Below are 12,478 nucleotides of genomic sequence, written 5' to 3'. Positions count from 1 at the left end.
AAACGATTGGTGCCATGCCTGCGTAAAATAAGACACTCTTCGAAGAAGGGGGCACCGTTTTTACCGGTCGTCGCGTGATTCCGACGGTCTATTTCCAGTACACCAACTCGGCGCTCAACCAGCAAACCATCCTATTTACACGCCCTGACCGCAATTCACCGCACCGTTTGATCGGATCCCTTCCGGCAGTGGCTATACAATCCAGATCTTGATCCATGAATGGGAAGCCCACGCACAAGGGCGGACACATACCGGGGCGAGGTTATGAAAAGCGACTCCCTTTCCTATCCTTCTCGGGGTCTCTCACGCGAAGAAGCTGCCCGATATGTTGGCGCGGCCATGACAAAATTCGACCAGATGGTTGCTGACCGGCGCATGCCGAAGCCGAAGAAAGTTGACGGCCGCGTGATTTGGGATCGCCTTAAACTCGAAGCGGCGTTTACCGAACTACCTGGAGACGATGACGAGAATATCGTCGACTTCCTGTTTGCAAGGGAATCACCGCAGGGAATAGATTCATTCCGCCATGATCGACAAATGTCCCGGCCTCTCCTCTTACACCGACCTCTCGGCGTTTCGTTCATGGCAGCCTTGCCGGCTCTGCTTGGCTAGGTTGACTCGCCTAGGTGTAGTATTTTCGGCATGTTTTGGGAAAAAACATGTGGCTTGTAGAGGGAAATAAACTATTTGTCTCGCTGGCGGTATGGCAAATCAAAGCTCGATCAATTCGTCCGATACGGTAAGAGGAAACTATATGACCACTGCTCTCGAACATGACGGCCAACTGGATACTGTGTCGATAGCGGCCGACATCGTCGCCGCGTATGTCTCGAACAATCCGCTGCCGGTTGGCGAGTTGCCGAAGCTGATTGGCGATATTCATGCCGCTCTGAAAGGCATCGGCACGACGGCGATAGAGCCTGTGGTCAAGCAGGAACCGGCAATATCGATCAGAAAGTCGGTGACGCCAGACTTTATTATCTGCCTTGAGAATGGGAAGAAGTTCAAATCGCTCAAGCGCCATATCCGAGTTCACTACAATCTGAGCCCTAATGAGTATCGCCTGAAGTGGAACCTTCCAGTCGACTATCCTATGGTCGCGCCGAACTATACGGCCACGCGCTCGGCATTGGCGAAATCAGCAGGCCTTGGACGAAAGGCGGTGGTGCCCGCACCAACCGCGAACGAGAAAACAAAAAAACCAGCGCGCTTAGCAGCCGCAAGAACACCTGCGGCGTCAATCAAGTCACCGCTGAAGAAGACGCGCAAGGCATCCGTCAAAGCCTGAGGGACTGCCCTGGCAAGGTGCCAGGCTGTAGCGGCCTGACCTTGATGAAGCCCCGCCGCGTGGCGGGGCTCAGTTGCATGTCGGTTCAGTCTGCGGCACAGCGGAACCGGATGAGGGAAGAACTGCCCCGACCAAGAAGGTAAAGAAGAGAACTAAGGACCTGGGTCTTGGATCACCGAGGTCGCTGGCACGGAGCCGGGGTGTCGTAGGGAGGCGCAGTTATGTTTCGGATTATCGCCGCATTGGCGATCGGCGGCGTTTTCATGCCGGTGGATCCTGCGTCGGTCGTGCGGCGCCCACAGGCGCCGGTGCCCTGGTCGACGGTTTATGTCGAGGGATGTTGCAAGACTTGTTCGGCCGGTCAGGCATGTGGCGATAGCTGCATCTCGCGAGAGAAGCGATGCCACAAAGCGCCCGGCTGCGCGTGCGATGGCTGAGATGCCGCGATTTCCCGCCCTTGGCGTCTGCCGCTTGTCGGCCGCCTTGCTCTGCCTCACCTTGCCTTCCGTGGCCGAACCACTGGTGGGCATTCCATCAGTCGTGGACGGCGACACGATCGAAATTCATGGACAGCGGATTCGCCTCAATGGCATGGACGCGCCGGAGAGTGCTCAGATCTGCGCCATCGCCTCTGGCAAGAAGTACCGTTGCGGCCAGCAGGCGTCTCTGGTGTTGGCGGATTTCCTCGATGCGCATCGCCCAACATCGTGCATTGGAGTCGACCGCGATCGCTACAGGCGCATGGTCGCTGTCTGCACCGCCGCAGGCGTCGATATCGGCGAATGGATGGTCAGGCAGGGCTATGCGCTTGATTGGCCGAAATACAGTGCCGGCTTCTACGTTGGAGCCGAGCAGGAAGCCAGGACCGCAAAGCGCGGCCTGTGGGCCGGCTCATTCGACAAGCCCTGGAATTGGCGCAGGCAACACTAGGACCTTCGCCGTTCCCTCAGGAGCCGGTTCAATTCCGCGGCAGCTTGTGAATCTCCAGTCTCACCGGACCGCCTCGATCGCAGCTCGTGCAGACAAGCGCCCTCTCAACGGAGCTGAACAGCGCGTCCTTGCCGTATCGCCGAATAAGCGCGGCTGGCTTCACCTCGGCATAGTGCGAGCAGCGTTTGCACCAAGCTCGCAACGTGTGCCATTCGCGCAGATCGCCAAGTGAAACGTCCAACCCGGCATGAATGCTGCCGTTGATGACAGTCTGCGGTGGAACCTTCACCTCGCCCGGAGTGATAATCTTCTCCATGACATGGCGGCTGTTGTAGTGAATCAGCAGCATTCCGGGCCGACGCCGAATGGCCGCCTGCCAAGCTGCCTGGCTGACCACCGCGTCCGGAGATCGGCATATGGTTTCTAGATGGGTTTTCTCCTCTCGATCCCAGACTTCGATCCGGAAATTGTCTTCCGCCGTCTCGGTCATTGAACCCGCGCCTTATGCCAGCCGCGAGAATAGCCGTTCGAGACTGCGGCCCGCGACAAGCCCAGTTCCCGTTCAAGGTCGTTGTTCCTGGCAAGGACATTCAGCAACGCGACCAAGACATCGCCGCCGGCTGCGGCTATGGCCTGCTCAGCCACCTCTTCCAGTTCGGACATAGCTTCGCCGGCCGGCGCGTTCTGGCGCGTTCCCATGCCTCTTTCCTGCTCAGATGTCATTCAGGAATAAGGAACATATTCCTTCCTCGTCAAGAGCAGTCTTGACTCAATGTTCTCTTTTCGTTCACTGTAGCTAAAATAGTTACCGGAGACAGACATGGACCTGGTTTTGACCGTCCCAGGCGCATCGCCTGAGGAGATTTCGCGCGGCATCGCGGCCGCCGAGACGGCTTTGGAGCGCGCCGGTTTCACAGCCGAGGAAGCGGCACAAGGCGCCTTTGCACTCGAAGGCTGGGATATAAACGGCTTTCCGGAAGATGGATTGGACGGTCGAGCCGGCGCCTGCGCACAAGCCTGGGGCCAAGCCCATACCGCCGCCCTGGAGGCGTGCTGTGCCGGCTGGCCTGAAGAACGCAAGCCTCTAAGCGTGGATCTGGAGCTACTGATCGATCCGGAAACCCAACTCGTCGACCGCGTCACCGCGTTGGCGATGCTTCGTGCAGATGTTGAGCGAGGCGGCAAAGACACGCTTAGCGGAAGGGATTCCATCTTGGCCTGGCGCATTGCGGCCGATGTCGAAGATCGGTTCAAAATGCGAGACCTCATCGGCGACCTAACCGTCGTCTTCACCACTCTTTCGCTTTCTCATTTCCACCCTGACGAGCCGGTCGAACCCAAGCGCCAAGCCGTCTGTGATGCAATAAACGCGCTTGAAGCGGCGACGGAAAAGCAGGCCTCGCGCTGATGCGAAGGAGAGATGATGTCCGACCATGTCCTGCCTGGCCAGAAGAAGCCAAAGCTGATCGTCGTCATTGCCTTTGATCGCGGCAACGAGGGCGATCTGTTTGCCGCCTACGGCCCGGCGGATCAGCAAAGCGAGGAAAGGGCAGTTCGCATAGCCAAGGCGCTGGCTACCAGGCATGTCGGCGTCATCGCATGGAGCCGCGATGCCGATCCAGCGCTTGGGGACTACGGCCCGCCTACAACGCTTTTCGTCAGCGGTGACGTACCCGACATGGAATGATCGTCAGGATCGGCCTCGTGTTACGCGCTTTGCGGGCGCACCGTTTCCACTCTAAGCGACCCCGCCGGAAGCGGCCGCAAGAGTTCAGATTCGGGCTTCGTCAGGTTGATCCAGGCAGCCCAATTCTGCGGCTGAAGAACAACGACCTGCCGATTATGAAATGGTGCGACATCGGGCCCGGGATCAGTCGTCAGCATGGTGAAGGTAGGCGGCTTGTTGCCGGCGGCCTCACGCCAAAGCCCTGCGATGGCCATAAATGGAGAGCCGTTGAGCGTAAAGCGATGTTTCGCCTTCGGATATTTCGCACCAGTGAACTCGAAGAACCCGGAGGCCGGAATGAGGCATCGATTGCTGTTTGCGAATTGCCTCCCTTCGGAGCGAAAGTTGAACACCGGTCCCCCCTTTGGGCCCGCCGGCGGAAATCCGAACGTCATCGATGCCAATTCAATCGCATCGCCGGCGCCGCGCATTATTGGCGCCGGGTCATTAATGCGGATGTCATCCGCCTGCGGCAAATCGAGTTCGGTTTGGTGCGCCGGGATTTTGAGCGCCAGCGACGCCATCATCCGACAGTATTCACCCCACAGGACATGCTGTTCATAATCGTTGCACATGGAAGGCTCCGGGCGACCTTCTTAGAGTAAGCCTATCTGGCTCTCGATGAAAAGGCGGCTGCCGCTCAACTCAGCGGGCCCCATTTAGCCAGAATATCCCCTTCGTCGCGGCCTCAATGAATAGCCTGCGGGCGTGATGGGCCTCTTTCAGCCCTTCGAGAACACGCGGTAAGGCTTTCCGGGCCGCAACATCTTTCGAACTGGTCATCGCCGGCCATCGGGCTCCCCCTGGGAGTAGATTAATGATCAGGCGATAGGTTCCGGTTCGCCGGCGAGATCCGTTGCGGCGGGATGCCGATGACAGATACCACGGCCTACCTCGACCATCGTGCAGTGTGCGGACCGCCTTGGCGGGGACAGTCAGTCCCGCGTCCAGGCTTTCAGCCGTCGCTATGCTGACGCTCCTTAGGCTGTCCCGTTCACCACCGCGGCCGAGGCGGAATTCCTCCATCCCACGCGCGAGGCTTGTCCGCCGTTGCGGACGCGCGCGGGATTTCGGTTTATACGCCCTTTGTCTTTTTTGGCGGCGGCCGCCGCTGGACTCGAATTTGCCGTAGAGGGAAGCACGGACCGGCCGCCGGCATGTTTGCTGCGACGCCAAGCTCGTTTTTGGGCTTTGTTGTTTTGGGTGGCTTGTTCTGGCATGCTGGCCTTTGGGAATGCGGGATTCGAATATAGCCAGCCCGTCTTGATGGCAGCTGAAAGATCCTAACGCTGCGCATATGAAGCCATTGATAGTGATCTGCTCGAAGGACGCGGAATTTTATCTGCTCCTCAGCCACATTCTCGAGGTCGACGGCTTCGCCAGTACGCTGGCCGGTTCCATCGATGAAGTGCTGGAGCTTGCAGCGGGCATGCCGGTTCGGGCCGTGGTGCTGGATTGTCGACCGGACAACCAGCTGGGGGCCAAAAGTGCCGGGCTCAAGCAGGATGCTCGCACAGGCGCCCTCCCCTGTGTCGCTCTGGTGTCGCCCGGCGCGGAAGCTCAGCACATTCAGCTGCTGAGGTCTGGCATTGACGAATGCTTTGTCCGGCCGTTTGCCCCGGCCAAGCTGCTCGAATACCTGCGGGCCAGGCTGGCGGTGGGCCAAGCATCGGAACAGGGATCCCGGCGTGGCAAGTCGCTGGCATATAGCGATATCGAGATGCAGCTTGATACCCATCGCGTGCGCTGCGCCGGCAAGGAGATATCGCTCGGGCCAATCGAGTTCAAGTTGCTGCGCCACATGCTGGAAAATCCGGAAAAGGTGCTCAGCCGCGATGAGCTGATCGCCGTGGCCTGGACAAATAGCGCCAGTGTAAGCACGCGCGTGGTCGATGTTCACATGAGCCAGTTGCGAAAGTTACTCAGGCGGTCATCACGAAGCGTTGCCATTCGCACTGTAAGGCTCGCCGGATACGCGCTCGAAGACCAGTCGGCCTGATCATTCCCGCAGCACATATCGAGGAACGCCGGCAGCCGCCCCTGCCCGCCTGGTCGGGCTCTACATTTGTGACCAATATGTAAGAGGAAATAAATGCGCGTCATGTACTCGCAACGTTTTGGAATACAAAAGATTATCAACTTGGTTGTTGCTGTAGACGATCCGGCCTGCGAAAGTATTCACCGAGTAACTTAAGTGGTTGCTAAAGTATATGGAGGAATGCCCATGTCTGAGGGCTCGGGATACGCTGAAGCCATTGGCCATCACGGGGAACTGGTTCAAGGCGTTTTCGAGGATGAGGGCGCGCGGTTGCGACGCGCGCTGGTCTCGCTGCCCTGTCGTCATCTGAGGTCCAAAGCCAGGTTCAGCGCAAACGATAGCGATCACGTGACTGTCTGGCCAGCCTCGCGGGAGAAGGCTCGACGCGCGGCCGAGTTGACCATCAATGCATTCGGCCGGCCCGGCAGCGGCGGCCATCTCTCGATGGATAGCAACATCCCCATTGGCCGTGGCATGGGCTCCTCCACCGCCGACGTTCTGGCAAGCATCCTGGCGGTATTGAATTGGTTGGAGATCGATGCGGCGTCGGATGAGGTCATGCAGCTCGCGGTCAGCGCGGAAACGGCCTGTGACTCCACTTTGTTCAGGCAGCAAGCGGTGCTGTTTGCGCACCGGGACGGCATCGTGATGGAGGCATTCCGCAAGCCGCTGCCGCCGATCGACTTCATCAGCATCGATACCACCCCCCAGCTCACGGTCGATACGCTTGAATTCGAGCCGGCGCGTTACGGTCACCTGGAGATCGAGACCTTTCGGCCGCTTCGAAGCCTGTTGCGAACAGCCATCAAGAATGCGGACGCCCGCATGCTGGGCAGGGTTGCGACGGCGAGCGCGCGGATCAACGAGCGGTTTCTTGCCAAACCACGGCTGAGAGAGATCGAAACCGTCGGTGACCGCTTCGGCGCCATTGGCGTTCAGGTCGCTCACAGCGGCACGGTCGTCGGACTGATGTTCGACGCTAGAGACCAGAATGCATCCGTAAACATCGATCGCGCGGCAGGCGCTCTGCGTCAGTCCAATTTCGAGCCGACGATCTTTCGCCATTGAACGCCTGGCACGCAGGAGTAACCCATGTCGACCCGTGCGCTGATGCGAAAGCTGGAAGATTTCGAGGGCCCGCGCCTTGTGGCGCTCGGCGGAGCTCTTTTCGGCGCCAGCTTCTTCCTGATGAAGCTGCTGCCAGCCCGGTTCATGCTCGAGCGGGCTGTGGAACGCGATCAGTTGAAGCCTGAAGCCACGATCTGCGAATCCTCGTCGGGAACGGCGGCAACGGCGGCAACAACGTCGGCTGCTGCTCGACGCAAACGATCCCGGTGCTCGGCGGTCATGGCGGCAATGGAAGCGCCGGCGTTTCGCTTGTCTCCGGAGCCACATTCACTAACCTCGGGACGATCACCGGCGGCAATGGCGGCAGCGGTGGCAACGACAATGCGGCTCCCACCACGGGCGGCAATGGCGGCAATGGCGGGATAGGCGTCACGCACAGTCAGCGGATGTTAAAAAGCCCGCCACTGCGGAAACAGTGACGGGCTTCATCGGAGCCGGCCAGCGGAGGACGATGCTGGCCAAGGGTAGCAACGCTCCCCAAACCATCAGTTGCATCTAAGCGAACAAGGCCGCCCATCTTTCGAATAGCCGCCTTCGTGCACCAGCACCTTAGCAAGCAATTCCTGTTCACCAGCAACAGCCACGACAGTTCCGTTCGAATTCGGACTTGGCTAGGATCGCCTCGGAGAGATCGGGCCGATGGCAAGTTTCAAAGTTGAGGCGATGAACGGCACGAAGGTGATCAGCACCACCTCAGTGGAAGCCCACAGCCATGTTCATGCCGTTGTGAAGGTCGTCCAGCGACCACTGAAGCCCGGGCGAACATCCGGCAAACCCTGGGTGCGCGTCACCGATCTCGGCACGCGCAAGATCAGTGAGTTCGAATTCGCAAGTTACCGGAACCTCAAGTCTCCAGAATAATTTGCAGCACTAGAGGCCGAGCACTGGATCCAGAAAACCGCGGGATACGGCTGACGCGCTGGGCGGGCTTTCAGGAGCCATCGATGGCCGAATTTGTCGTGGAGGAGTTGACAAGATTGGGGCGCCAAGCGCCATTCAGGCGGCGTCCTCATCGAAGGGTCGACGGTGACGACCGGACGCCAACCCGGTATGATGTCGATACGCGTCACACACGACCAAGGTCAGGTCAGCGACTTTCGCTGATGACCGAATATGATGAAACAGCACGGCAACCGGGCTGCGCCGCTCCTGCCGCGAAATGCGGACCGGCGGTTCGCCGCCGTCAGCATCGTGGAGCGCGCGACGGACATCCGCGTCGCCAGCGTTCGAGATGCGGCCCCTGAACGTCGATTGAAGTGCAGGACTGCCTGCACCGCGACGTGAAGCCGAATTAGGCCGCAATTTCGAGGCTTTGGCGCGATCTTCTGGTCGCCTGGCTTTGCATCATCTTGAGAGTATGAAACACCGGGACACCCGCCAGCGCGGTCGTATACGATCGCGCCAATCTACAACCGCAGAACGTTTTGCTCTTTCGCGAATTGCGAAGAGGCAAATCCCAAGTAGAAGGTGCCGAAGCAATAGGAGTTCCAATAATTGCCGGAGCGGACCAATAGTGTCACTGAGATTGTCGAGCTAACCGCGGGTGTTGTCGCCGCATATGTCAGCAACAACCCCGTGCCGGCCGGCGAACTGCCAAACCTCATTGCGTCTCTACACGCTTCCCTGCCTGGTCTGAGCAAGCCTGCCGCGCCGGCAGTTGAGATGCAGGTCCCCGCGGTCAATCCAAAGAAGTCGGTTACTGCGGACTTCATCATCTGTCTTGACGACGGCAAGAAGTTCAAATCGCTGAAACGCCACCTTCGTTACCTTGGCATGACGGCCGATGAATACCGTGCCAAGTGAAAATTGCCAGCCGACTACCCGATGGTGGCGCCGAACTATGCGGAACAGCGGTCCGCTTTGGCAAAGGCGTCGGGTCTGGGGCGGAAGCCGGTCCCTCGGAAGAAACCTCCTGCCAAACCCACGGCCAAAGTCGCCTGACGCGAACTAAATCCTGCCCTTGTACTGGGCAGGCCACCGCCGGTGTGGCAAAAATGGAGCCATGACCCGCGCATCCATTGCCGAAGAGCTTGAGCGTGCCGCCGACCGCATCGCGGACATGCCGCGGCCGGATCTTCAAGTTATCCTTCGCCGCGCCGCCTTGATGCTGCGAAACGTCGCTGGCGTTCCCCTGGAGCCGGCAACAGAAGACGCGCTGAACTCGATCGCCGGAGAGATGAAGATCGGCCGGTCAGATCTCATTCAGATTGTGTTGCGCGAGTGGCTGGAAACCAACGCCTACCTGCCGGTGCGCCAAATCGATGAGGATAGCGAAACGGATGGGAGCGCTTAGAAACTTCCGCAATGATCATCGCGCCGATCAAACCAACGTGCGCCACCATCTTCCCAGCCCGCCTCTCCCGATTATAGCGGAACTCGAGGGCGATTTGTCCGTTCTTCCGATGTGTGATTCGAAGGAGAAGCCACGATGGATTGGAACCGCGTCGAAGGAAATTGGAAGCAGGTCAAAGGTAAAGTCAAGGAACAGTGGGGCAAGCTCACTGATGATGATATCGACCGCATTGGCGGCAAACGCGATCAGCTCGAGGGCCTGATCCAGGAACGCTACGGCATCGAGAAGGATCGCGTACGCCGAGATGTCGATGACTGGTATGGTCGGCAGGGCTGGTAGATACCAGGTTATGGAATTAGGTTCCGCTTGTCTCAATCGATCTAGATGGACTTCCGGGATCGAACCAGGGAGACTGGCCTGCGCTTCGCCGCATGCCGCTGCTGGCCCTGTACGGTGCGTCGAGCCGCGCACCACGTCGACCCTTTGCCTCCGCCGAAGCTGAAGCTCTGGAGATCCCAATGGGTTGGTTCTTCCTGCGCCCCTGCCAAGCTTGCGGCGCGCCTTGCGGCGGTAAAGGCCAACCAAATTTCAGCCAGCCAGCGGAAGCCCGCATCCAGTCACGCATCGAGCGACGTGCAATGGCCCGACGCTTATGTTAACGCTCGACACGCCGTCCTCCATCTCCTCGCGCCCAGCCGCCTTCCAGCATGCAGCCTAAGCTTCGCGTATAACCTTGCCCACCCGCGCCTGCGCCGGCGTTAGATGCCGGCATTTCTTCATGACGGTCGTAAAGTGGCTTTGGCTAGAGAACCCCGCTCACATGGGCGATCTCCGCAATGGCCATGCGCTTGTCGGCAAGCAGTCTCTCCGCCAAGTCGAGCCGCAGATTGAGAACGTAGTGATGCGGCGGCGCCCCGACTGTCCTGGAGAAAGCCCGCACAAAATGAGAGGATGAAAGCCCGCAAACCGCGGCCATATCGGCAAGCGCTAATTTGCGCGAGAAGTTCGCGCTCAGGAATTCCTGCACCCCGGGCATTGCGGGCAGAAAGCCCACCTTTTTCGTTCATCTGTGGATGCGGCGCTGCATCAGTTACGGAAATCCATTCCGGAAAATCATCATTGCGCCGCATCTTCGACCTTGTTACCTCCCGGTGGGAACACCCTGTGGCGCCTCTCAGCTCCCTCACGAAAAACAATTCGTTATTGTTCGATAGTCCGCGCATAGCATACGCACATTGGCGATCCAGAGAACCCCGCGCGGTAGCCTTCTCGAAATCAGGTCGAAGAGATATCGACCGCCTCACATCCAAGATCCAGATGCTTGCAACGGTACCTCGGCCGTTACGATAGGCGATCTTTCCCTCTGCGTTGTTGTCGCTATGGCCCTCCGACGTTTCTTTGCAGGAAAAGTCTCGTGGCCGGGCTGCTTCTGATTACAGAACCGTTCAAGGACCGCACCGGAGAACGAACCCGCAGCTTCGAAATACAGATCAGTCCGGGGAGAACGTTGAGGTGCCCGGTTGCATAGTCGGGACCGATCCGATGCAGACCGTTGGCTGCGTCGCTCGAGCGTCAATTTTTAATGTGCAGGTCAGACGCAGGCAGATCCCGTCATATCAACTGGACCTGCCTGTGATGTTTTCATCGCTATTGATTCGACCTAGGCGGCACGTTGGAGAAGAGAGCTCCTAGTCCCTCTGCGATCGTCAGGTGCGTGATGACGGCATCGCGAAGCTTCGGGTACGGCAGCTTCGCCAGCATGGCAGTCTGGATGGCAGCCAAGACCTCGCCGGCTTCGGAACCGATCATCGTGAACCCTAGGATACGGTCATCATCCCCGCCCACGACAGCCTTCATGAACCCCTGGGTTTCCTCAGTTGCTTCGGTGCGCAAGACGCTGCTCATCGGCAACTTTGCGACGCGCACGCTGACATCCTGGCGTTGTGCTTCGCCTTCGCTTAGCCCGACACGGGCAAGCGGCGGGTCGGTGAACATCGTGTAGGGCACCAGCCGATCGCGCGTGCTGCGGTTGCCGCCTGCCAGATTGTCCCTGACGATGCGGAAGTCGTCGACGGAGACATGCGTGAACTGCGGGCTGCCGGCGCATTCGCCTAGCGCCAGAACATCAGGCGCGCTCGTCTCCAGCCGCTCGTTGACCCGAATGTAGCCGCGTCCGTCGATTTCGACGCCAAGTTTTTCGAGACCAATTCCGGCAGTGTTCGGCACGCGCCCCGCCGCAACAAGGAGATGGCTGCCCTCCAACGTCGGCTCGCCTGATGAGGTGCGCACGGCCACGCTGATGCCTTCGCCAGAGCGGCCATGCACATTGAGAGGCTCCGCCCCTATAAGGAACTCGATACCTTCGCCAGCAAGAAGCCGACGCATCTCATCGGCGGCGTCAGGATCTTCGCGGCCGACGAGTTGAGGACCGGCTTCTATTACGGTCACGCGGCTGCCGAAACGGCGGTAGGCCTGCGCCAGCTCAAGGCCGACATAGCCGCCGCCGAGCACGATCAGATGCGGTGGCAAGACATCGAGCTCCAGGGCTTCGATGTGTGTAAGCGGTCGTGCCGCCTCAAGGCCGGGAATGCTCGGAATGGCCGCATGCGTCCCGACATTGATTGCGACTTTATCACCAACGAGCAGTCGCGTGCCGCCGCCGTTCAAAGCCACTTCGAGCGTCTTTGGCGCCACAAAACGGCCGCTCCCCATGATTAGCTCCGCGCCGCTGGTTTCGTAGGCGTTGAGATGGAAGGCGACCTCCCGGTCGATCATGTCCTGCTTGCGGCGGCGGACCTGCGCCATGTCGGTCACAGCGGGTCCGATGACCGTTCCGAACTCCGCGGCGTGACGGGTGAGGTGTGCGACCCGCGCGCTCCAGAGTTCATTCTTACTCGGCAGGCAAGCGACGGCTGGACAGGAGCCGCCGATCCATCGGCGTTCCACGACCGCAACCTTCTTTCCCGCGCGGGCCAGGTGCCATGCGAGCAGCTTGCCGCCTTGGCCGCTGCCGAGGATCACCACGTCATATTGTTCGGGCTCAGACATGAGTTCTCTCCGTCAGTTCTGGATGAA

16 protein-coding genes and 2 pseudogenes are annotated in these 12,478 nt (G+C 59.4%); 11 read left to right on the top strand and 7 right to left on the bottom strand.

Annotated features, from left to right (window positions below):
- The first annotated feature begins 264 nt into the window (after positions 1–264).
- The 3 genes and pseudogenes from FJ986_RS19640 to FJ986_RS19630 all read left to right on the top strand — a co-directional run bounded on the left by FJ986_RS19640 (position 265) and on the right by FJ986_RS19630 (position 2,218).
- A pseudogene (locus FJ986_RS19640) lies at positions 265–514 on the top strand (hypothetical protein).
- A gap of 240 nt (positions 515–754) precedes the next feature.
- A complete protein-coding gene (locus FJ986_RS19635) occupies positions 755–1,288 on the top strand; it encodes a MucR family transcriptional regulator (protein ID WP_140523057.1) in 534 nt (177 codons plus the stop codon).
- A 438-nt stretch (positions 1,289–1,726) separates the two neighbouring features.
- A complete protein-coding gene (locus tag FJ986_RS19630; protein WP_140523060.1) occupies positions 1,727–2,218 on the top strand; it encodes a thermonuclease family protein in 492 nt (163 codons plus the stop codon).
- Positions 2,219–2,246: 28 nt separating this feature from the next.
- On the opposite strand, the gene FJ986_RS19625 is transcribed toward FJ986_RS19630, so the two are convergent.
- Both FJ986_RS19625 and FJ986_RS19620 read right to left on the bottom strand, forming a co-directional pair.
- Positions 2,247–2,708, bottom strand: a complete 462-nt coding sequence (locus FJ986_RS19625; RefSeq protein WP_140499776.1) for a hypothetical protein — start codon at positions 2,706–2,708, stop codon at positions 2,247–2,249.
- On the bottom strand, positions 2,705–2,917 hold the full coding sequence (locus tag FJ986_RS19620; protein WP_140499774.1) for a hypothetical protein: 213 nt from the start codon (positions 2,915–2,917) through the stop codon (positions 2,705–2,707). Before FJ986_RS19620 ends, FJ986_RS19625 begins: the two co-directional genes overlap by 4 nt.
- Before the next feature lie 121 nt (positions 2,918–3,038).
- Here FJ986_RS19620 and FJ986_RS19615 point away from each other — a divergent pair, with 121 nt between their 5' ends.
- Together FJ986_RS19615 and FJ986_RS19610 are read left to right on the top strand one after the other, a co-directional pair.
- A complete protein-coding gene (locus FJ986_RS19615; protein WP_140499772.1) occupies positions 3,039–3,626 on the top strand; it encodes a hypothetical protein in 588 nt (195 codons plus the stop codon).
- Between the two features lie 15 nt (positions 3,627–3,641).
- Positions 3,642–3,905, top strand: a complete 264-nt coding sequence (locus tag FJ986_RS19610) for a hypothetical protein (protein WP_140523062.1) — start codon at positions 3,642–3,644, stop codon at positions 3,903–3,905.
- A 20-nt stretch (positions 3,906–3,925) separates the two neighbouring features.
- On the opposite strand, the gene FJ986_RS19605 is transcribed toward FJ986_RS19610, so the two are convergent.
- A complete protein-coding gene (locus tag FJ986_RS19605) occupies positions 3,926–4,519 on the bottom strand; it encodes an SOS response-associated peptidase (protein ID WP_140523065.1) in 594 nt (197 codons plus the stop codon).
- 70 nt (positions 4,520–4,589) lie between these two features.
- On the bottom strand, positions 4,590–4,727 hold the full coding sequence (locus FJ986_RS19600) for a hypothetical protein (RefSeq protein ID WP_140499769.1): 138 nt from the start codon (positions 4,725–4,727) through the stop codon (positions 4,590–4,592).
- Positions 4,728–5,241: 514 nt separating this feature from the next.
- On the opposite strand from FJ986_RS19600, the gene FJ986_RS19595 reads away from it, so the two are divergent.
- The gene (locus FJ986_RS19595; RefSeq protein ID WP_140523067.1) at positions 5,242–5,943 is read left to right on the top strand and encodes a response regulator transcription factor; all 702 of its coding nucleotides are present in this window, start codon (positions 5,242–5,244) and stop codon (positions 5,941–5,943) included.
- 225 nt (positions 5,944–6,168) lie between these two features.
- Positions 6,169–7,050 carry a GHMP kinase gene (locus FJ986_RS19590; RefSeq protein ID WP_140523070.1) on the top strand — a complete coding sequence of 294 codons (882 nt, stop codon included), beginning with the start codon at positions 6,169–6,171 and terminating at the stop codon, positions 7,048–7,050.
- Positions 7,051–7,220: 170 nt separating this feature from the next.
- On the opposite strand, the gene FJ986_RS30505 is transcribed toward FJ986_RS19590, so the two are convergent.
- Positions 7,221–7,487, bottom strand: coding sequence for a hypothetical protein (locus tag FJ986_RS30505; RefSeq protein ID WP_181166228.1), 267 nt, complete (start codon positions 7,485–7,487; stop codon positions 7,221–7,223).
- A 262-nt stretch (positions 7,488–7,749) separates the two neighbouring features.
- Here FJ986_RS30505 and FJ986_RS19575 point away from each other — a divergent pair, with 262 nt between their 5' ends.
- The 4 genes and pseudogenes from FJ986_RS19575 to FJ986_RS19560 all read left to right on the top strand — a co-directional run bounded on the left by FJ986_RS19575 (position 7,750) and on the right by FJ986_RS19560 (position 9,742).
- Positions 7,750–7,971: a hypothetical protein gene (locus FJ986_RS19575; RefSeq protein ID WP_140499723.1), complete on the top strand. Its 222-nt coding sequence runs from the start codon at positions 7,750–7,752 to the stop codon at positions 7,969–7,971.
- 633 nt (positions 7,972–8,604) lie between these two features.
- Positions 8,605–9,051 (top strand): annotated as a pseudogene (locus FJ986_RS19570) (MucR family transcriptional regulator).
- A 61-nt stretch (positions 9,052–9,112) separates the two neighbouring features.
- The gene (locus tag FJ986_RS19565) at positions 9,113–9,403 is read left to right on the top strand and encodes a hypothetical protein (protein WP_140499721.1); all 291 of its coding nucleotides are present in this window, start codon (positions 9,113–9,115) and stop codon (positions 9,401–9,403) included.
- Between the two features lie 135 nt (positions 9,404–9,538).
- Positions 9,539–9,742: a CsbD family protein gene (locus FJ986_RS19560; protein ID WP_140499719.1), complete on the top strand. Its 204-nt coding sequence runs from the start codon at positions 9,539–9,541 to the stop codon at positions 9,740–9,742.
- Between the two features lie 463 nt (positions 9,743–10,205).
- On the opposite strand, the gene FJ986_RS30880 is transcribed toward FJ986_RS19560, so the two are convergent.
- Together FJ986_RS30880 and FJ986_RS19550 are read right to left on the bottom strand one after the other, a co-directional pair.
- On the bottom strand, positions 10,206–10,457 hold the full coding sequence (locus FJ986_RS30880) for an AraC family transcriptional regulator (RefSeq protein WP_224646664.1): 252 nt from the start codon (positions 10,455–10,457) through the stop codon (positions 10,206–10,208).
- 593 nt (positions 10,458–11,050) lie between these two features.
- Positions 11,051–12,451 carry a mercuric reductase gene (locus tag FJ986_RS19550; protein ID WP_140523077.1) on the bottom strand — a complete coding sequence of 467 codons (1,401 nt, stop codon included), beginning with the start codon at positions 12,449–12,451 and terminating at the stop codon, positions 11,051–11,053.
- Positions 12,452–12,478 lie beyond the last annotated feature (27 nt).

This window comes from Mesorhizobium sp. B1-1-1 (genome assembly GCF_006442955.1).
Classification (GTDB): domain Bacteria; phylum Pseudomonadota; class Alphaproteobacteria; order Rhizobiales; family Rhizobiaceae; genus Mesorhizobium.
The sequence above is the reverse complement of the archived record's forward strand: the minus strand, read 5'-3'. Positions and strand labels throughout refer to the sequence as shown.